The sequence below is a fragment of the Mesorhizobium sp. M1329 genome (assembly GCF_040318035.1).
Lineage (GTDB): Bacteria > Pseudomonadota > Alphaproteobacteria > Rhizobiales > Rhizobiaceae > Mesorhizobium.
The window spans coordinates 61141-80826 of the sequence record NZ_JAMYLN010000012.1 but is presented as its reverse complement, the minus strand read 5'-3'; the positions used below and the strand labels follow the sequence as shown (position 1 = coordinate 80826).

The window sequence follows — 19686 nt, the reverse complement described above, 5'->3', positions numbered from 1 at the left end:
CCATTTGACTGAATAAATCTTCGGTGCCAGTCTGGCCTCTCTCGAGGGCGCAAAGGCATGGCACTGCGGGGGACCAATCAGGAGTTCGGGCGGCCGTATAACCGGCGCATCGTGCTCGAATCGATCCGCCTTCATGGCCCGATCGCCCGTGGCGACATTGCCAGGCGGGTCGGGCTCACGGTGCAGACGGTGTCGACCATCGTTCGCGAGTTGGAAGAACACGGTTACGTGCTGTCGCTGCGCGAAGAGCCCAAGGGGCGCGGACTGCCGCCGGCAACGCTGCGCATCAATCCGGAAGGCGGCTATGCCGTCGGCATCCACGTCACCCCACTGGGCATCAATGCCGCGCTGATCAACCTCAGCGGCGATGTCATCGAGAGCACCTACCGCGAAGCCCCAAATGCAACGCCCGACCACGCTTTCGAGCTGATCGGTGCCATGGTGCTCGAATTGACCGTATTGCGGCCCGGTGGCCGCGTTCTCGGCATCGGCATGGCGCTGCCCGGCCCGTTCGGCGTGGAGTCCATGAGCTTTGTCGGACCGACCACTATGACCGGCTGGAAAGATGTGGCACTGCGCGAGCGGCTGGCCGCCTCGACCGGGCTGCCGGCCTTTTTCGAAACCGACATGGCGGCGGCTGCGATCGGCGAGCGCCTTTATGGCCTCGGCACGGCATATTCCGAGTACTACTATCTCTATTTCGGCGTCGGTCTCGGCGGCGTCATGGTGCATGACGGGGCCGCATTGCGCGGCGCCTGGGGAAATGCCGGCGAGATCGGCCACATTCCCGCAGTGCCGGGCGGCGAGCCCTGCCCGTGCGGCAATCGCGGCTGCCTCGAACGGTATCTCTCGCTCGAGGCGCTGCGGCGCCGCAACATCGCCGACGCCGACTGGGTGAGCGAGATCGCGCCGATCTTCCGCAACGCCGTCACCATCATCGAAAATCTGTTCGACCCCGAAACCATCATCCTCGGCGGGCTGGCGTCCACAGATCTGCTCGAGAGGCTTGCCGGCGCGGCCGCGCACCTGCCCAATTCGGTCTCGGCGCGAAGCGACCGCACGACGCCCCGCGTCAGCGTCGCGCGGGGCGGCCAGCATGCGGTGTTGCGCGGCGCCGCCGCGCTTGCCGTCTCAGGAGTGCTTTCGCCACGCTTCGGCCAGATCTTCACCGCCGAGCGCGAACGCGGGCGAGATCTCCTGCACAACAAGGGGATCGCGGCATGAGCGAACCGCTGCTGGTGCTCGATAACGTTGCCAAGAATTACGGTGCCATCGAAGCGCTGAAAGGCATCAGCTTTTCGATCGGCAAGGGCGAAGTGGTGGCGCTTCTGGGTGACAACGGCGCCGGCAAATCGACGCTGGTCAAGATCATTGCCGGCGGCCTCGAGCCGACCTCCGGCCGCATGCTGTTCGAAGGCAAGGAATTCCTCGCCAAATCCCCCGCCGAGGCCAAGGCTGCGGGGATCGAGACCGTCTACCAGGACCTGTCGCTTTGCACCAATGTCGACGTGGTCGCCAATTTCTTCATGGGCCGCGAGATCACCAGAAAGGTTCTCGGCATTCCGGTGCTCGACGAGCGCGCCATGGAGCAGGTGGTACAAAAGGCGCTGGCCAGCGCCGGCACCCGCATTCCCTCGCTTCGCACCAATGTCGAGCACCTTTCCGGCGGCCAGCGGCAGGCCATCGAGCTCAACCGGTTCGTGCATTTCGGCGGCAAGCTGGTGCTTCTCGACGAGCCGTTCGCGGCGCTCGGCGTCGAGCAGACGCGGCGCGGCCTCGACATGATCCGTCAGGTGGCGAGCCAGGGCATCGGTGTCGTCATCATCACCCATATCATGCAGCAGGCCTTCCAGGTCGCCGACCGGATCGTGGTGATCCGGCAGGGCGTCGTGGCTGGCGATGTCGCACGCAACAAAACAAGTCCCGACGCGGTGATCAACATGATCACCGGAGAGACGCTCGCCGGTGCCGGACCGGCGAGCTGAGGGACAAATGAGGGGTCCGGCGCAAGAGGAGCGAACGACATGAAGAAAATATTTCTTTCCGTCTTCGGTATCCTGGCACTGGCCTTTGCCACGCTCACGCCGGCATTCGCTCAGTCGAAGGGCACCGTCTACTACATGGTGCCGACATTGCTCGATGAGTTCCAGACCGGTTCGGTGAGCGCGCTGGAACTGTTCCTGAAGCAGGTCGGCTACGAGATGAAGACGCTGAACGCCGACAACAAGACCGACGCGCAGCAATCACAGATGAACGACGTCATCGCGCTGAAGCCGGCGGCGATCATTCTTGCCGCCGTCGATTTCAATGCGCTGAAACCGTCGGTCGAGGCGGCCCGTGCCGCCGGCATCCCGGTCGTCGAGTTCGACCGCCAGATCACCTCGACCCCGTCCGACTTCACCTCGGTGGCCGGAACCGTCGAAATCGGCTACGTCGCCGCCGATCAGGCGCAAAAGCTCCTGACCGCGAAGAACGGCTCGGTGAAGGGCAAGATCCTGCAGGTGCTCGGCGATCCGGGCGACCCCTACACGCTCGACATCCAGAAGGGTTTCGAGGAGAAGATGAAGGCCTTCCCGGATGTCAAGATCATCTCGCTCCCGGCCATGCAATGGGAGGCCAGTAACGCCGGCACCATCGTTGCCGACCAGATGCTCGCCAACCCCGACATCGACCTGATCTTCAGCCATGCCGCGCATCTTTCGGTCGCTGCCGTCGCCTCGCTCGAGGCCGCCGGCAAGAAACCGGGCGACGTCATGCTGATGAGCTCGAACGGCGCTCCGGTCGGCCTCGACCTGATCCGCAAGGGCTGGCTCAATGTCGAAGTCGAGCAGCCGCTCTACGCCCAGGCCGCGGCGGTCGCGATGTTCATGGACAAGGTGGTCAACAAGCAGGAGATCAAGCCAGGCGAATATGATGTGCTTGGCCTGAAATCGACCCTGACCAAGGAAGCGTGGGGCCCGAACATCAAGATCCCCGGCGCTGCGATCACCAAGGAAAATGTCGATAACCCGGCCTTCTGGGGCAACATGAAGCCGCCGACCGAAACCATAAAGCCGGTCGAATAGCGAACTCGCCAGAAGCTCCGGGCCACACAGGCCCGGAGCCAGCCCTGCAGCCCTGGTGCGTTCGAACGGACGCGCACGGGAACGTTGCAGCAATTTTCAACCGCGCCTGATCTTTCCGAAAACCGAGTGGTTTTTCGCGGTCGGCGCCAACCGGATCCTGAGATGAACCCCCGCACGCGCCAAACCCTCGAGTTCATCCTCGACAATCTCGTCTGGTTCATGCTGGTCTTCGTGCTGGTGGTCTTTTCCATCCTCATCCCGAACTATTTTCAGCTCGGCATCTTCGCCAACATCATCGAGGCGTCGAGCGTGCTCGGCGTGATGTCGATCGGCCTGGCGCTGGTCATCATCGCCGGTCACATGGACCTGTCGGTCGAATCGGTGGCGGCGCTCAGCGCCATGGCGGTCGGCATCCTGTTCTGCTCGTCGGGCATCGGCCTTGGCATCCAGTTGCAGCCGCAATGGCTCATGGTTCCGGTTTCGCTGCTCATCGCGCTTGCCGTCGGCGGCATCATCGGCGTCATCAACGGCTATCTGGTCGTCAAGGTGAGGATGAGTGCTTTCATCATCACGCTGGCGTCCTACATCTGGGTGCGCGGCCTCGTGCTGGTTATTTCGGGAGGCCGCTCCGCACAGGATCTTGCGCCGGCAATCCGCTGGTTCGGCATCCAGCGCCTGGGTGGCCTGCCGCTGACGGCCTGGATCGCCATTGCGTGTTTCGTGGTATTTTCGCTGATCATGGCCAAGACGCCCTTCGGCCGGCACCTGGTCATGATAGGCGGCAACGAGACGGCGACCTTTCGCGCCGGCATCCGCGTCAACCGCAATCTGGTCATAGCCTTCGTTCTCGCCGGCACCATCGCCGGCCTTGCCGGTTGGCTGCTGGCGATCCGCACCTCCGGCGCAACCGCCAATCTCGGCGTCGGCCTGTTGTTCAATGCTTTCGCCGCAGTCGTCATCGGCGGCGTCAGCCTGAAAGGCGGCGTCGGCACCTTGCCCGGCGTCTATGCCGGCGTGCTGCTGCTCTCGGCCATCAACACGGCGATCAATTTGATGGGCCTGCCGGCCAACTTCACCCAAGTGATCCACGGCCTGCTTGTGCTCGCCGCCGTGCTGCTTGACGCATTCAAGCAAACCATCCGCCAGAGGCTCGCATGAGCAGCCTACCGCAAACCGGGAGACTTTTTGGCAAGGTGGCGCTGGTCATCGGTGCTGCCCGCGGCATTGGCAAGGCGATCGCGCAGCGCTTTGCCGAGGAAGGCGCGAAGCTGGTGCTGGCCGATACCGAGACCGAAGCCGGACACGCAACGGCAGATGAGGTCGGCGCCCACTTCATTCGCACCGACATCTCGCAGATGGCCGATGCGGAAGCCGCCGTCGCACTGGCGCTCGACCGTCACGGCCGGCTCGACATCATGGTGCAGAATGCCGGCATCTATCCCTGGCAATTGCTGGAAAACACCAGTCCCGACGACTGGGACCGGGTCATGGCGGTAAATTTGCGCGGCAGCTTCATCGCTGCTCGCGCCGCGCTGGTGCCGATGAAGGCACAGCATTTTGGCCGCATGCTATTCACCTCCTCGATCACCGGCCCGCATGTCACCAGCCCCGGCCACGGCCATTATTCTGCGACCAAGGCCGGCATCAATGGGCTGATCCGTTCGGCTGCGCTCGAATTCTCGGGCTACGGCATTACAGTCAACGGCGTCGAGCCCGGCAACATCCTCACCGAAGGCATAGAGCAGCACCGCGGTGCGGCCTTCATCAAGAACATGGAAGACGCCATCCCACTCGGCCGTCTCGGCAGCCCTCGCGACGTGGCCAATGCCTTCCTGTTCCTGGCCTCTGACGATGCCAGTTACATCACCGGCACGACCATCATCGTCGATGGCGGGCAGCTTCTGCCCGAGGGCAAGGACTTCCGGCTGCTGCCGCCATGATCCTCGATTTCGGCGGCGGTTTCTTCCTGCGCCGGGCGACCGCCGCCGATCATCCAGCACTTGCAATGATCTGTCTTAAGACCGGCGATGCCGGCAAGGACGCCAGCAGCCGCGAGGGCGACCCGGAACTGCTCGGCCTGCTCTACACCATTCCCTACCAGGTGCTCGAACCCGAGCTGGCCTTCATTATCGATAGTCCCGCAGGTGCGGCCGGCTATCTGCTTGGCGCCGCCGACACAGCCGCTTTCAATGCCAGCCTGGCGTCAGACTGGTATCCGGACCTGCAGCGGCGCGTCGCCGACCCGGGTCCCGACAGCTCACGCTGGCGCGGCAGCGATTGGGCGCGGCACCGGGTCCATCATCCCGATTTCGCTGTTCCGCCTGCGCTGGCGGCCTATCCGTCGCATGGTCATATCGACCTGTTGCCGCAGGCGCGCGGGAAAGGCATCGGCAGGCGCGCGATGGCCTTCCTCGAAAGCGCCTTGCCGCGAGCGGCTCGACCGGCGTCCACCTCGAAGTCATGCCGGAGAATAATGATGCGTTGAAGTTCTACAAGGCAATCGGCTTCGAGGTGCTGCAGGATCCGGAACCAGCGAAGCAATGCGTCTACGTCGGAAAACGGCTTGCGAATACGGCGGAAGCTGCAGGCTGAGCCGCGGCGGGCAATCGCACAAGCCGCACACGACATCCACGGACATCAAAGGATCGCAACATCAACACGGTGCGGGCCAATCGGAGTCTTGGCGGAGCGTCTAACAGTTCAGTGTGGGGGCAGAGGAACATCCGCGACCGTTTCCCCGGCCACGATGGAGAACACATAAAGCAGATAAATGGTTAGCACCAATAACGCTAGGAATGACCCCCTGGCAAAGATTCCCGCAACCGTGGCGCGGCGATACGGTTCAACTTTTTCCTTCTTAAAGGTGTCTTCTTCGCTCCGGGTTGTCAAAACCCGTTCGCCTGGAAGCTGTATTTTTTCAGCCTCCTTCGATATCTTATCCGCGAGATCTCCTGCGATCACAGGATCATTCGGAAGATGACTCGTAAGCCATCCAGGAATATTTTCGCTCCCGCCCATGCCCATACGCAAGTAAGGTTTAGTTTTTGTTTGTGATCTCTAGAATTACTGCAAGTTTTAGCTTTCGGCAATCGTTTGCCACCTAAGGAGGCAGCAGATCAGACTTAGGTCCCAACGGGAAAGACCGATTGATCAGACCAAAGTCCTAGTACCTATGCGCCCTACCCCGGACCGTGAAGCGTTTGGGAGCGAAGTTACCGCAACAAAGACGAAACCATTGGTTGCATTGATCGCTGGCCTGTTTGCCGGGCGGCTCAGTATCCAGGGTCCGTGTGCTCTACGAGGGACGTTAGCATCGACAAACCACGTGCTTGTTAGCCAATCTCGATACCATCACTCTCGAGACGCCTGCCTTGGCTCTGCGACCTCTTCAGGAGTGAATGTGACGCCTCGATCAGCCGGCGCGATATGGCGATCGTGTAGCGAAGTTCCTCAATCAGCGCGGTTCCGTGTTCAGTGGCCTGACGAGCACGTGCTACTTGGTTATCGTCGGGCTTCCGAGGGAATTCTTTCACGCTCCGACCTCCAAACCATGCCGAAATTATCGCGAAGAGCAATGCCTGGGCAACGAAGAAGCCCGCCGCGTCTTTTCGACGGTGGGCGATCAGGAAAAATGATAAGGGATGCCAGATAGTTGCGTCTACCAACCGCCAGTTGGACGAATCTCCGACAGTGCAGGCTGTGTGAACCGGACATCGCAAAAAGACAATGCCTGGATAAACACATCGAGGAAAATGGTGGGCGATGACGGGCTCGAACCGCCGACATCTTCGGTGTAAACGAAGCGCTCTACCAACTGAGCTAATCGCCCGCTCCGGGCCGGACCTTTAAGCAGTTAGGACCGGCTTCGCAAGGCCAAATGAGCGGCCAGTGGCTTGGCCGGGGGCGGGTTTCGGCAACAAAGTTCGGCTTGTCAAAAAACCTTCTGCTGTTTGCTGTTATGCTGTCCGGGTCCGCTTGACACCCGCTGGCTTACCCCTTATCCACCGCCCCAACGACGAACACGGCTGACACGTGCTCGTCCATGCGCGGGTGTAGCTCAGTTGGTTAGAGTGCCGGCCTGTCACGCCGGAGGTCGCGGGTTCGAGCCCCGTCACTCGCGCCATTTCTCCTTCGGGCCACGGCCCTTGGTGTCGGAGAAATGTCGACGTTGATTTGTCAAAACCATCGTCGTTCGTGAAGTAATCCACAAGACCTCACACCTTGGCGAGCAACGCCTCGACTTCCTGCAGCGTCGGCATAGACGGCGCGGTGCCCGGGCGCGTCACCGAGATGCCGGCGACGGCGCAGGCGAAGCGCACAGCCTGCAGGGGTTCGATCCCCCTCGACAGCGCCGCAGCCAGGCCGCCATTGAAGGCGTCGCCCGCGCCGGTGGTCTCGACAACCGGGCCGGCGGCGACCGCTGCGACATGTTCGGAACGATGGGCCGTGTGCAGCAGCGCACCTTTTTCGCCAAGCGTCACAATGACCGCGCCAACGCCTTTCTCCAGCAAACTGTCGGCAGCACGGCGGGCATCGTCGATGGAGGACACCTTGATGCCGGTCAACTCCTCGGCCTCGGTCTCGTTCGGCGTGACATAGTCGCAAAGCGTGTAGATCCGGTCCGGAAGCTTGGCCGCCGGCGCCGGGTTCAGGATGGTGGACACTCCCGCCCCGCGCGCGACCTCCAGCGCCCGCAGCGCCGCCTCGATCGGCTGTTCGAGTTGGGTGACGAAGACGCCGGCCGCGCGGATCAGGCCGGCATTTGCCTCGATATCGGCGGGCGAGATCAGCATGGCCGCGCCGGGGCTGACGATGATGGCGTTGTTGCCGCTGGTCTCCTCGATGAAGATATAGGCGGCACCGGTGTAGCTTTCCGGCGTGTCGATGACGGCGCTCTTCACGCCGGCATGCGACCAGGTCTGCCTCGCCATCTCAGCGAAAGGATCGACGCCGAGGCGGGTCAGGAAGGTGATGTCGGCGCCGAGCCGGCCGGCCGCCACCGCCTGGTTCGAGCCCTTGCCGCCAGGGCCGAGCGTAAAAGACGTGCCCAGGATCGTCTCGCCCATCCGCGGCTGGCGGGCGGCGCGGTAGGCGGTGTCGGCGACGAAGACGCCCAATATGACAATAGGCTTCATGACGATCGGTCTTCCCGGCATGCCGCTACTCCGCATCCGGTGGCACGACGCCCTTGCGGAAGGCAAAACAGCCATAGAAGCGGCGCTCGCCGGTCTGGATGACGCAATAGGCCTTCTTGGCGCGTTCGTAGAAGGCGTAGCGCTCGACCGAGATCATCGGCCAGGCCTTGCCCTCGGCGGCACCGATCTCTTTTTGCACTTCCTGCTGCACGGCAGGGATTTCGTCCGGCTTGCCGACGATCTCCATGCGCGCGGCCGCGTCGTCGACGAAGGTGTCCAGCGGATAGAGCGAAAGCACCGCCTTGACCACGTCGGCCGCCGACGCATCGATGCGCAGCAGCCGGCCAAGCACAGTCTGGCGCGCCACCGAATCGGACGGGAAATTGGTGTCGGCGATAATCAGATCGTCACCGTGGCCCATCGCCCGCAGCGCCTGCAGCACATCGGCATTGAGCAGCGGATTGATTCCTTTGAGCATGGCATTCCTCGCGAAGTTTGCTGGGGCGAATCAGAGACGTTTGCCGGTCTCTGCGTCGAAGAGATGAACCTGGTCGAGCCGCGGTTTCAGGTGCAGTGTGTCGCCCGGCTTGAAGTCGTGGCGCTCACGGAACAGCGCCACCATCTCGCCCTCGCCGAAGCGCAGGAACACCAAAGTCTCGGAACCGGTCGGCTCGACCACCGAAATCTTCGCCGGAACACCATCGGGATGGATTTCGAGATGCTCGGGCCGCACGCCGTAGACGACATTACGGCCATCCTCGACGGCAGTCGCCGCAATCGGGAACGGCGTCCCGGCGATCTCGACGACGGGCTTGTCGCCCTTGCGCACGACGCCCTTGAGCAGGTTCATCGAGGGCGAGCCGATGAAGCCAGCGACAAACAGGTTGGTCGGCCGGTCGAACAATTCCAGCGGCGCGCCGACCTGTTCGATGCGACCGTCGCGCATCACCACGATCTTGTCGGCCATAGTCATGGCCTCGATCTGGTCGTGGGTGACGTAGATGGTGGTGGTCTTCAGTCGTTGGTGCAGTTCCTTGATCTCGGTGCGCATCTGGACACGCAGCTTGGCGTCGAGATTGGAGAGCGGCTCGTCGAAGAGGAACACCTGCGGGTTGCGCACGATGGCGCGGCCCATGGCGACACGCTGACGCTGGCCGCCGGAAAGCTGGCGCGGATAGCGCTTGAGGTAGGGGTTGAGGTCGAGGATGTCGGCGGCGCGCTTGACCCGCTCAGTGACCACCGCCGGGTCGGTTTTGCGCAGCTTGAGAGCAAAGGCCATGTTCTGCTCGACCGTCTTGTGCGGATAGAGCGCGTAGTTCTGGAACACCATGGCGATGTCGCGCTTGGCCGGCGGCAGATGGTTGACGACGCGCTCGCCGATGGCGATGGTGCCGCCGGAAACGGTTTCCAGCCCGGCCACCATCCTCAGCAGCGTGGACTTGCCGCAGCCGGAAGGCCCGACCAGCACCACGAACTGCCCGTCGGCGATGTCGACGCTGACATCGTGCAGAACCTTGACGGTTCCGAACGCCTTGGCCACATTGCGGATCGCGACTTGAGCCATCATTCCCCCTTCATTTGCCGTGAAGCTAAACAACGCAAACGGCGAGGGCAAGTCAGTCTCTTATAGATGAAAAACCCATTCACGTTGACACCGCACTTCGTTGTGCGAATAGTGACAACTGCCCGGCTTATGACCCTGTTCCGGGCGCACCGGTACGCTTGTCCGGCACTGAATGCCAAGCGTCGCGGGAGGGAGAATTCGGGCCGCTATTTACGGGAGTCGCTGTCGTTGGGGAACATAATCGGCGCTCCACCATCTGAACCTATTCACAATTGACCTTCTGGGAGGAACGAGATGAAAATCAGCCTTTATAACCAACTTGTCCGCGCCGGGGCCACCCGCCGCGACGTGCTGAAGGGGGCGGCCAGCATGGCCGCGATCGCCGCGGCATCCGGCGCCGGCCTCGGCGCACTGACGCGGCCGGCTTCGGCTGCCAGCGAGCTGCGCACCAAGATCCTGCAGATCCCTGGCGTCGGCAAAGGTCAGCCGACCGATGCCGACTTCCAGAAGGTCGGCGAGCTTTGCCTCGAAGCCACCAAGGCCAACGTTAAGGAAGACGAATTCGCCGGCGTCGAGCTCTCCTTCATGGGCCTCAACAACCAGAACCTGCACAATGTGCTTTTCCGCGGCTTCCTGAAGCCGTGGGAGGCCTATACCGGCGCCAAGATCAACTGGATCGACCTTGCACAGGCGGACTACAATCCGCGCCTGCAGCAGGCTATCGCCACGAACACAATCGACTTTGATATCGTCGAGATGGGCGCTCCTTTCGAAGGCGATGTCTGCGGCAAGGGCCTCACTTCCGAGATGCCCGACTGGGTAAGGAAGCAGATCGATATGGACGATCTGGTGGCCTATCTGAAGCCGCCGGTCGGCACCTGGAACGGCAAGCAGTATCGCGTGACCGTCGACGGAGACGCGCACAACTTCAACTACCGCACCGACGTGTTCTCCGACTCTGATCTGGCAGCAGCCTGGAAAGCCGATAGCGGCGACAAGGTAGGCCTGACGGAATGGGGCGTGCCGAAGACCTGGCAGCAGGTGCAGGCCGTGACCAAGTTCCTCAAGGGCAAGCAGATGAAGGGCCAGGACGTCTACGGCTACCTCGACGCGCCCAAGGCATGGGGTGGATTCGGCTTCTACTTCCTCGGCAGCCGTGCCAGTGCTTATGCTAAGCACCCTGATGACAAGGCATGGCTGTTCGACGCCGATACGATGAAGCCGCGCGTCAACAACCCGGCTTGGGTGCGGGCGATCCAGGACGTGATCGACGCGCTGCCCTTCGAACCGCAGGATCAAATCAATGCCGACCCGAACCAGACCTGTTTCTCCCAATTCCTGGGCGGCACTGGTTCGATGCTGGCTTGGTGGGGAGACGCTGGCTCGAATGCGAAGACTAACGACTCCTCGGTCGTCGGCGACGTCACAGGCTTCTCGATCCTGCCGGGCTCGGACGATGTCTATAATTCCAAGACCGGCAAGTGGGACAAGCTCGCCAGCGGCCCGAACTATGCGCCAAACTGCGCCTATCTCGGCTGGGGCGTCTATGTCATGGCCCGCGTCGACAGCGACGAGAAGAAGAAGAAGGCAGCCTGGTCCGCCGCCGCCCATCTCGGCGGCAAGGACCTGTCACTGTGGTGCGCGGCGTATCCGTCGGGCTTCCAGCCTTACCGCAACAGCCATTTCGATATTCCGGAGTGGGTGGCGGCCGGCTACGACGAGGCGTTCATCACCTCGTACCTCAAGTCGGAATCCGACAGCTACAACCATCCGAACGCGGCGATCGAGCCACGCATCCCCGGCATCTTCCAATACTACAGCGCCGCCGAGGATATTTTGGCCAACACCTTCGCCGGCAAGATGAAGGCACAGGAAGGCGCCGATGCCATTGCGGCGGCCTGGGAGAAGCTGACCGACCAGATCGGCCGCGACAACCAGATCAAGCTCTACAAGGCCTCGCTCGGCATGTAGGCTATGTGAAACCGTGGTCCGGCGGCAACGCCGGCCCACACCAGACAGCTCCGGCTCCTCGATGAGCCTTCAAACGGGCGAAATTTGTGGCTGACCAGACTTCGACCGTAAACCCGTGGCCGGCGGATGCCGTCCCTTCCGATCTGATTTCCCCTCGCCGCAAACGGCTCGGCTGGGGGCTGATGGCCGTTGCGACGCTTGGCTTGCTGGCGGTAATCGCGCTGGAGATCCTGTACAAGACCGAAGCCGACACCATCGGCTTCGAGACCTGGCGGCCCGTCGTCTATGCCTATGTTCTGTGGGGCCTGGCGATTGGCGCCGGCCAGGTGCTGACGCGCGGCGAGGACGGCCAGCGTGCCCTGTTCCTGCTGCCGGCGCTGCTGTTCACCATCGCCATGGTGATCTTCCCGACCCTGTTCGGTGTCTACATCGCGCTCACCGACTGGAACCTCAGTTCCTTCAGCGGCCGCACGTTCAACGGGCTCGCCAATTTCTGGCAGATGCTGGGCGATCCCTACTACCGCAACGCGCTGTTCAACATGGCGCTCTATGTGCTGGCGGTGTCGGTCGAATATATCATTGCCTTTGGCTTGGCGTTGTTGCTCAACGCGCAGATCCGGGCGCGAAAATTCTTCCGCGTTGTCTTCCTCTTGCCCTTGATGCTGTCACCCGTCGCGGTGTCGTGGATGATCGGCAAATCGCTGATGGAGTACCGCTTCGGACCGGCCGCGACGCTGGCGCGGCATCTCGGCTGGGAAAACCCGGCCTTCTTCTCCAACCCGATCACTGCCCGCATCTCGATCATGGTGCTCGACGCGTGGACCTTCATCCCGTTCATGATGATCATGCTGCTGGCCGGGCTGCAGGCGATGTCGCGCGAGGTGCTCGAAGCCGCGCGGGTCGACGGCGCCAACGCCTGGCAGACCTTCTGGCAGGTCACTTTCCCGCTGATGCTGCCGGTGTCGGTGACGGCGGTGATCCTGCGCATCATCTTCAAGCTGAAGCTTGCCGACATCATCATCACGGTGACGTCCGGCGGTCCGGGCGGTGCGACAGATTCCGTGTCGAGCTTCATCTATCGCGAGTATCGCGACCGCTCGAATGTCGGCTACGGCACTATGCTGGCGATGGCCTATCTGGTCATCATCGTTGTGTTCGTCACGTGGCTGTTGAAATTTGCCAACCGCTTCGTGCGCAATGTCAATTGAAGCAAGATCGGGTGAATTGAAACAAGATGAGCGTCCAGACCACCGAATATGTCGCCTCGGAGATCCGCTCGCCGGCGAGCTTCGTCGCCAGTCGCGTCTTCATCTACGGCGCGCTCGCCTTCTGGGCATTCATCTGCCTGTTCCCGATCTATTGGACGATAACCACCTCGTTCAAGACCGCGGTCGATGTCACTCAAGGTCATTTGATCCCGTTCGTCGATTTCCAGCCGGATTGGAAAGGCTGGCGCTCGCTCGGCCTTTCACCGGACTCGATCTTCCAGACCTCGACGGTGCGCGAGGAATTCCTCAAGCGCTTCATGAATTCGGTGATCACCTCGGTCGGCGCATCGAGCCTCGCCATCGTCATCGGCAGCCTCGCCGCCTACGGACTTACCCGCTATCGCTACCATTTCGCCTGGTTCAAGAACGAGGACATCTCGTTCTTCTTCCTGTCGCAGCTGATCCTGCCGCCGGTCGTGTTGGCGCTGCCCTTTCTCGTGCTTTACCGGGAAGTCGGCATGCTCGACACGCGCGTCGGGCTGATCCTGCTCTATACGCTGATGGTGCTGCCGATCGTCATCTGGATCATGCGCGACCAGTTCAATTCCATTCCCGTCGAGCTTGAGGAAGCAGCCCTCGTCGACGGCCTGTCGATCTGGGGCGCGTTCTTCCGCATCGTCATGCCGATCGCGCTGCCGGGCATGGTCGCCGCCTTCATCCTGGCGATGGTGCTGTGCTGGAACGAGTATTTCTTCGCCGCGCTTCTGACCTCGACCGACGCCAAGACCATTCCTGTCATGGTGGCGAGCCAGACCGGCTCACAAGGCATCAACTGGTGGTCGATGGCAGCGCTTGCCACCGCCGCCATCACACCGCTCGCCGTCATCGGCATCGCGCTCGAGCGTTACCTGATCATGGGCATGACTGCGGGCGCGGTGAAGTAATTGCGCCAGCCTTCCCTTCTCCCACAACAAGGCACAACAAGGGGAGAAGGGAAAACCGCGCTAACCCGAAAGTGTTGCCCGCAAATGCTCGAGGATCATGGCAACCCCTTTTTGCCCCAATTCCGCCGAGGCTTCGGGCGCACTTGCCGTGTACCAGCCGGTGTTGTCGGCGAAGCGGCCGGCATCCACCGCTTCCGGGCACAACGCCAGCATCAGCGACGTCTCGCCGGTGCCGGCATGGTCGAACGGGTACTGGCTGTGCATTGAAGCCGGCATCAGCGGATGCACCTGCACCCAGTTGAAGAAATTGCTGCCCTCGGCGTGCTCGGCATAATAGTCGGCCATCGCCGCAGAGCCCCACCAGCCTTCGCCGCGTTCTTTCTCCAGGAAGCGGAAGATCGCCTGCCGGCCGGCGGCCTTGAAGGCGAGATCGGTTGGCATGCCGGCGGCAAAATTTTCGGTCTGGTGGTGAATGATGGCATGGATGTTGCGGAAGCCGATGCGCAGCAGGCTATAGAACAATTCTTCCGCAAATGGCGCCAGCACATTGCCGCCGACCTGCACCGAACCACTACCTTCCGGCGCCGCCACCGCATAGCTCGCCGCGCCGTAATAGAAGGGCGGCAGAATGACGATCTCGGCTTCTTTTTCGAACAGTTCCAGGCTCTTGACCACCGCCAGCGTGTCCATTCCGACGGCCATGTGCTCGCCATGATATTCGAGCACACCGAGCGGCAACACGACCGGCCGGTTCTCGGCGATCGCCTTGCGGATCTGGTGCGGCAGCATCAATTCGTAGCGCATGACACCTACTCCATATTGGTGTGGCGGGCGCGCATCGCTTCCGGCGAGACGCCGGTCAGATCCCTGAGCTTCAGCACCATCACTTCGAAGAGGACGAACAGCGCGCCTTCGAAAACCGAGCCCATCGGCAGGACGGATGTCTTTTCGGGACCCTGGTCGTCGGCCATGGTCTGAGCAGGAATAAGCAGTGTGAAGTCGGCCAGCTTCGCGGCAGTGCTGTCGGCTTGCGCGGTGAGCAGCAGGACGGCTGCACCGGCATCGCGTGCGACCTGCATCAAGGTCAGCACGGTCGAGGTCTCGCCCGGGCCGGAACTGCAGAGGAAGACATCGCCAGCGCCCAGCGGCGGCGTGGTCATGTCGCCGACGACGAACACCGGCAGACCGAGATGGTAGAGCCGCATGGCAAAACCCTGGACCTGCAGCGCCTCGCGGCCGCAGCCATAGGTGACGATCTTTTTCGCACCGGCCAGGATGGCGCAAGCCGCGTCGATGCGGCTTGCGTCGATACGCTCCAGCACGGTGCCAAGCTCGTTCAGCGCAATCCCAAACAGGTTTTCGCCGACGTCCGTCATGACATTTGCACCAGCTTGCAGGTGCTGTAGAACCACTTGAATATCTCAGTCACATCTGCCCCGAACGGCTTGTTTTCATTCATGCTATCACCGCGAAAATCGGTGTCCAACGATACGCAGTGCTTTTGATGCGCCACAGCCGTGATAGTGTCACGGCAAATCGCAAATGAGGAAACGACAGCATATGAAGACACGGCATTTCGACCGCATTGGCAATGGCGGCATCACCTTCACCGAGCTCGGCTTCGGCACCGCGCCGCTCGGCAATCTCTACCGCGCCGTTTCCGATGCGGATGCCAATGCCACCCTGGAGGCGGCATGGCGGGTCGGCTGCCGCTACTTCGACACCGCGCCGCTCTATGGGCTGGGCCTTGCCGAAACGCGGCTCAATCCGTTCCTGCGTTCGAAGAAGCGCGACGACTACCTGCTGTCCAGCAAAGTCGGGCGCATCATGCGCGCCTGCCCGCCGGAACAGCGCACCGGCATCGGCAAGTTCTTCGACACCCCATCGCGCCGCGAGGTCTACGACTATAGCTATGACGGCGTCATGCGCTCCTTCGAAGCCTCGCTGGAACGGCTCGGCGTCGACCGCATCGACATCCTCTTCGTGCACGATGTCGACATCTTCACCCATGGCAGCAAGGAAGCCTCGGACCAGCGCATCCAGGAATTCATGAGCTCCGGCTACTACGGATTGCTGGCATTGCGCGATCAGGGCGTGATCAAGGCATTCGGCGGCGGCATCAACGAGTGGCAGGTTGCCCAGACGCTGGCCGAGCGCGGCGATTTCGATCTGTTCCTGCTTGCCGGGCGTTACACGCTGCTGGAGCAGGAAGCGCTGCAGTCTTTCCTGCCGCTATGCCAGCAACGCGGCATCGGCATCGTTCTCGGCGGGCCTTACAATTCCGGCATCCTGGCAACCGGGCCGAAGCCCGGCGCCTACTACAACTATTCGGAGGCGCCGCAGGACATCATCGACCGCGTCACCCGCATCGAGGCCGTCTGCAAGCGCCACGGCGTGCGCCTGATCGAGGCGGCGCTGCAGTTCCCGCTGCTGCATCCTTCCGTTGTCTCGGTAATCCCCGGCGGCCAGCGGCCGGGCGAAGTCGAAAGCAATCGCTCGCTGCTCGACGCGAAGCTGCCATCGGCGCTGTGGGCCGATCTCAAGAAGGAAGGCTTGATGCGCACTGACGCGCCAACGGTATAGGCCGCCTTTTCCAACAGAAAAGAAAAACCGGATATGCCGGCTTTTCTTTTCTCTGAAAGACTTAAGGAGGCGCTTAGTTGACCGCGTCCTTGAGGCCCTTGCCGGCCGAGAACTTCGGCACGGTGCGCGCCGGGATCTTCACTTCCGCACCGGTCTGCGGATTGCGGCCGGTCGACGCGGCGCGTTTTGACACGGTGAAATTTCCGAAGCCGACAAGCCGGACATCGCCGCCCTTTTTCAGTTCGCCGGTGATGACGGAAAACACCGCATCAACCGCCGACTGCGCGTCACCCTTCGAAATACTCGCGGCATCGGCGACAGCGGATACCAGTTCGTTCTTGTTCATAAAAATTCCCTTCCATGAGAAAACCGGAATACTCGACTCATCCGGCAGGAAACGGACTTTAGAAAGAAGCGCTCCGGCAACCAAGTCGAAAAGCGCCAAGAAAGTCGAAAAAAGCCCGGAAATCCGCGGTTCTTCACATGAAAAAGCCGGGCTCAAGGCCCGGCTCTCTCTTTGTGCATTGCAACTTTAGCACGCGCTAATGCGCCAGCGATTTACCAGCCTCGTCTCCGACATCGACCACGGCCGGCGCATTAACGGGCTCGACCCACTGGATCGGTTCCGGCATGCGCACCAGCGCATGGCGCAACACTTCGCCAACGCGTGAGACCGGAATGATTTCCATGCCGCTCTTCACGTTTTCCGGAATCTCCGCCAGATCCTTGGCGTTCTCTTCCGGGATCAGCACCTTCTTGATGCCGCCGCGCAGTGCGGCAAGCAGCTTTTCCTTAAGGCCGCCGATCGGCAGCACCCTGCCGCGCAGCGTGATCTCGCCGGTCATCGCCACATCGGCCCTGACCGGGATACCGGTCAGCACCGAGACGATCGCCGTCGCCATCGCCACGCCAGCCGACGGTCCGTCCTTCGGGGTTGCGCCCTCTGGCACGTGGACGTGGATGTCGCGCTTGTCGAACAGCGGCGGCTCGACGCCGAAATCGATGGCCCGTGAGCGGACGTAAGAGGCCGCCGCCGAGATCGATTCCTTCATCACGTCGCGCAGATTGCCGGTCACCGTCATGCGGCCCTTGCCGGGCATCATGACGCCTTCGACCGTCAGCAGCTCGCCGCCGACTTCCGTCCAGGCAAGTCCGGTGACGACACCGACCTGATCGTCGGCCTCGACCTGGCCGAAGCGGAAGCGCGGAACACCAAGGTAATCGGCGAGATTGTCCGCCGTGATGTTGATCGTCTTCTTCTTCGTCTTCAGGATCTCGGTCACCGCCTTGCGGCCGAGCTTCATCAGCTCGCGTTCCAGGCTCCGCACGCCCGCTTCACGGGTGTAGGTCTGGATGATGCCGCGGATCGCGTCCTCGCCGACGGAAAACTCCTTCGGCTGCAGCGCGTGATCGCGGATCACCTTGGGCATCAGGTGGCGCTTGGCGATCTCGATCTTTTCGTCTTCCGTGTAGCCGGCGATACGGATGATCTCCATGCGGTCCATCAAGGGCGCAGGGATGTTCAGCGTGTTCGCCGTCGTCACGAACATCACGCTCGACAGGTCGTATTCGACCTCGAGGTAATGGTCCATGAACGTCGAGTTCTGCTCGGGATCGAGCACCTCGAGCAAAGCCGATGACGGATCGCCGCGGAAATCCTGGCCCATCTTGTCGATCTCGTCGAGCAGGAAGAGCGGGTTGGATTTCTTCGCCTTCTTCATCGACTGGATGACCTTGCCGGGCATCGAGCCGATATAGGTGCGGCGGTGACCGCGGATCTCGGCCTCGTCACGCACGCCGCCCAGCGCCATGCGGATGAACTCGCGGCCGGTCGCCTTGGCGATCGACTTGCCGAGCGAGGTCTTGCCGACGCCGGGAGGTCCGACGAGGCACAGGATCGGCCCCTTCAGCTTCTTCTGGCGGCTCTGCACGGCGAGGTATTCGACGATGCGGTCCTTGACCTTGTCGAGGCCGAAATGATCCGTATCGAGCACATTCTGGGCAAAGGCCAGATCCTGCTTGACCTTGGAGTTCCTGCCCCACGGGATCGACAGCAGCCAGTCGAGATAGTTGCGCACGACGGTCGATTCAGCCGACATCGGCGACATCGTCCGCAGCTTCTTCAGTTCGGCTTCCGCTTTTTCGCGGGCCTCCTTGGAGAGCTTGGTCTTCTTGATGCGCGCCTCGATCTCGGCGGCCTCGTCGCGGCCGTCCTCGCCCTCGCCGAGCTCCTTCTGGATCGCCTTCATCTGCTCGTTGAGGTAGTATTCGCGCTGCGTCTTCTCCATCTGGCGCTTGACGCGCGAGCGGATGCGCTTCTCGACCTGCAGCACCGAGATTTCGGCTTCCATGAAGCCCATCGCCTTTTCCAGCCGTTCCTTGACGGACAGCGTGGCGAGCATCTCCTGCTTCTCGGGGATCTTGATGGCAAGATGCGAAGCGACCGTGTCGGCGAGCTTGGAATAGTCGTCGATCTGGCTGGCGGCACCCACCACTTCGGGCGAGATCTTCTTGTTCAGCTTGACGTAGTTCTCGAAGTCGGTGACCACGGAACGTGCCAGCGCCTCGACCTCGACCTCTTCCTCATCCGGTTCGACCAGCGCCGCAGCACGGGCCTCATGGAAGTCGGGACGGTCGGTGAACGCGACGATTTTCGCGCGCGAGGCACCTTCGACCAGCACCTTCACGGTGCCGTCCGGCAGCTTCAGCAATTGCAGCACGTTGGCGAGCGTGCCGATGTCAAAGATGGCATCGGGCTCCGGATCGTCGTCGGCGGCATTCATCTGGGTCGCGAGCAGGATCTGCTTTTCCTGACCCATCACTTCTTCCAGCGCCTTGATCGACTTTTCACGCCCGACAAAGAGCGGAACGATCATGTGCGGGAACACCACGATGTCGCGCAGTGGGAGGACTGCGAAGACGCCGTCGCTGGGAGCCTTGGATAATTTGGCCATTGTCCAACCTTTCATGTCGCGGCCGCCAATCGGCCAACCGCGAATCTCATATTAACGACCGGGGATCGTTCCGCCTACCACCGTTTGTGACGGGAGTTTTACAGCACAGAATTCGGCACCACGGCCTTCTGCCATTAGTTGGAGGCACAGGGCGTAAAGATCAAGGGTCAACACGGTCCGTCCCTCCAATCCGCGGCCAATTACGCGGCGCCGTACGCTGGGTGCGACAGCAAAACGGCGCCCTGCGGCGCCGTTTCAGAAA

At 61.9% G+C, this 19686-nt stretch carries 18 protein-coding genes and 2 tRNA genes; 11 read left to right on the top strand and 9 right to left on the bottom strand.

All coding sequences use genetic code 11. The features are described 5' to 3' along the window. Positions 1-57 precede the first annotated feature (57 nt). From NKH21_RS14645 to NKH21_RS14620, 6 genes are all read left to right on the top strand, one after another. Positions 58-1224 carry an ROK family transcriptional regulator gene (locus NKH21_RS14645; RefSeq protein ID WP_352662636.1) on the top strand — a complete coding sequence of 389 codons (1167 nt, stop codon included), beginning with the start codon at positions 58-60 and terminating at the stop codon, positions 1222-1224. Next, complete coding sequence (locus tag NKH21_RS14640; protein ID WP_023717343.1) at positions 1221-1985, top strand: ATP-binding cassette domain-containing protein; 765 nt, start codon at positions 1221-1223, stop codon at positions 1983-1985. Before NKH21_RS14645 ends, NKH21_RS14640 begins: the two co-directional genes overlap by 4 nt. Before the next feature lie 39 nt (positions 1986-2024). Beyond that, complete coding sequence (locus NKH21_RS14635) at positions 2025-3065, top strand: sugar ABC transporter substrate-binding protein (RefSeq protein WP_352865729.1); 1041 nt, start codon at positions 2025-2027, stop codon at positions 3063-3065. A 162-nt stretch (positions 3066-3227) separates the two neighbouring features. Then, positions 3228-4223: an ABC transporter permease gene (locus tag NKH21_RS14630; protein ID WP_352865726.1), complete on the top strand. Its 996-nt coding sequence runs from the start codon at positions 3228-3230 to the stop codon at positions 4221-4223. Then, positions 4220-5005, top strand: coding sequence for an SDR family oxidoreductase (locus NKH21_RS14625; RefSeq protein WP_352865724.1), 786 nt, complete (start codon positions 4220-4222; stop codon positions 5003-5005). Before NKH21_RS14630 ends, NKH21_RS14625 begins: the two co-directional genes overlap by 4 nt. After that, positions 5002-5550 carry a GNAT family N-acetyltransferase gene (locus tag NKH21_RS14620; protein WP_352865722.1) on the top strand — a complete coding sequence of 183 codons (549 nt, stop codon included), beginning with the start codon at positions 5002-5004 and terminating at the stop codon, positions 5548-5550. The genes NKH21_RS14625 and NKH21_RS14620 overlap by 4 nt, the downstream gene beginning before the upstream one ends. A 215-nt stretch (positions 5551-5765) precedes the next feature. On the opposite strand, the gene NKH21_RS14615 is transcribed toward NKH21_RS14620, so the two are convergent. Next, on the bottom strand, positions 5766-6083 hold the full coding sequence (locus tag NKH21_RS14615; RefSeq protein ID WP_352662653.1) for a hypothetical protein: 318 nt from the start codon (positions 6081-6083) through the stop codon (positions 5766-5768). 735 nt (positions 6084-6818) lie between these two features. Next, positions 6819-6894, bottom strand: a tRNA-Val gene (locus tag NKH21_RS14610). Between the two features lie 217 nt (positions 6895-7111). On the opposite strand from NKH21_RS14610, the gene NKH21_RS14605 reads away from it, so the two are divergent. Beyond that, positions 7112-7188 (top strand) — tRNA-Asp (locus NKH21_RS14605). A 91-nt stretch (positions 7189-7279) separates the two neighbouring features. Here the strand turns inward: NKH21_RS14605 and rbsK are convergent. The 3 genes from rbsK to NKH21_RS14590 are packed head-to-tail and all read right to left on the bottom strand — an operon-like array spanning position 7280 to position 9764. Next, on the bottom strand, positions 7280-8221 hold the full coding sequence (gene rbsK, locus NKH21_RS14600) for a ribokinase (protein ID WP_352865720.1): 942 nt from the start codon (positions 8219-8221) through the stop codon (positions 7280-7282). A gap of 4 nt (positions 8222-8225) precedes the next feature. Beyond that, positions 8226-8678, bottom strand: a complete 453-nt coding sequence (locus tag NKH21_RS14595) for an RbsD/FucU family protein (RefSeq protein WP_352865717.1) — start codon at positions 8676-8678, stop codon at positions 8226-8228. Between the two features lie 30 nt (positions 8679-8708). Then, positions 8709-9764, bottom strand: coding sequence for an ABC transporter ATP-binding protein (locus NKH21_RS14590; RefSeq protein ID WP_352865909.1), 1056 nt, complete (start codon positions 9762-9764; stop codon positions 8709-8711). Positions 9765-10058: 294 nt separating this feature from the next. Between NKH21_RS14590 and NKH21_RS14585 the strand changes: the two genes are divergently transcribed. From NKH21_RS14585 to NKH21_RS14575, 3 genes are all read left to right on the top strand, one after another. Next, positions 10059-11735: an ABC transporter substrate-binding protein gene (locus tag NKH21_RS14585; RefSeq protein ID WP_352865714.1), complete on the top strand. Its 1677-nt coding sequence runs from the start codon at positions 10059-10061 to the stop codon at positions 11733-11735. 86 nt (positions 11736-11821) lie between these two features. Then, a complete protein-coding gene (locus tag NKH21_RS14580) occupies positions 11822-12943 on the top strand; it encodes a carbohydrate ABC transporter permease (protein ID WP_352865711.1) in 1122 nt (373 codons plus the stop codon). A 26-nt stretch (positions 12944-12969) separates the two neighbouring features. Continuing rightward, complete coding sequence (locus tag NKH21_RS14575; RefSeq protein WP_352865708.1) at positions 12970-13887, top strand: carbohydrate ABC transporter permease; 918 nt, start codon at positions 12970-12972, stop codon at positions 13885-13887. 60 nt (positions 13888-13947) lie between these two features. Here the strand turns inward: NKH21_RS14575 and NKH21_RS14570 are convergent, their stop codons facing one another. Both NKH21_RS14570 and hxlB read right to left on the bottom strand, forming a co-directional pair. Then, on the bottom strand, positions 13948-14691 hold the full coding sequence (locus NKH21_RS14570; protein ID WP_352662668.1) for a creatininase family protein: 744 nt from the start codon (positions 14689-14691) through the stop codon (positions 13948-13950). Between the two features lie 5 nt (positions 14692-14696). Further along, entirely contained in the window at positions 14697-15263 is a 567-nt protein-coding gene (hxlB, locus tag NKH21_RS14565) for a 6-phospho-3-hexuloisomerase (protein WP_352865704.1), read from the bottom strand. Between the two features lie 184 nt (positions 15264-15447). Here hxlB and NKH21_RS14560 point away from each other — a divergent pair, with 184 nt between their 5' ends. Continuing rightward, positions 15448-16470: an aldo/keto reductase gene (locus tag NKH21_RS14560; protein ID WP_352865701.1), complete on the top strand. Its 1023-nt coding sequence runs from the start codon at positions 15448-15450 to the stop codon at positions 16468-16470. A 73-nt stretch (positions 16471-16543) separates the two neighbouring features. On the opposite strand, the gene NKH21_RS14555 is transcribed toward NKH21_RS14560, so the two are convergent. Together NKH21_RS14555 and lon are read right to left on the bottom strand one after the other, a co-directional pair. Beyond that, a complete protein-coding gene (locus tag NKH21_RS14555) occupies positions 16544-16816 on the bottom strand; it encodes an HU family DNA-binding protein (protein ID WP_006201846.1) in 273 nt (90 codons plus the stop codon). 196 nt (positions 16817-17012) lie between these two features. Continuing rightward, positions 17013-19424 carry an endopeptidase La gene (gene lon, locus NKH21_RS14550; RefSeq protein ID WP_352865699.1) on the bottom strand — a complete coding sequence of 804 codons (2412 nt, stop codon included), beginning with the start codon at positions 19422-19424 and terminating at the stop codon, positions 17013-17015. Positions 19425-19686 lie beyond the last annotated feature (262 nt).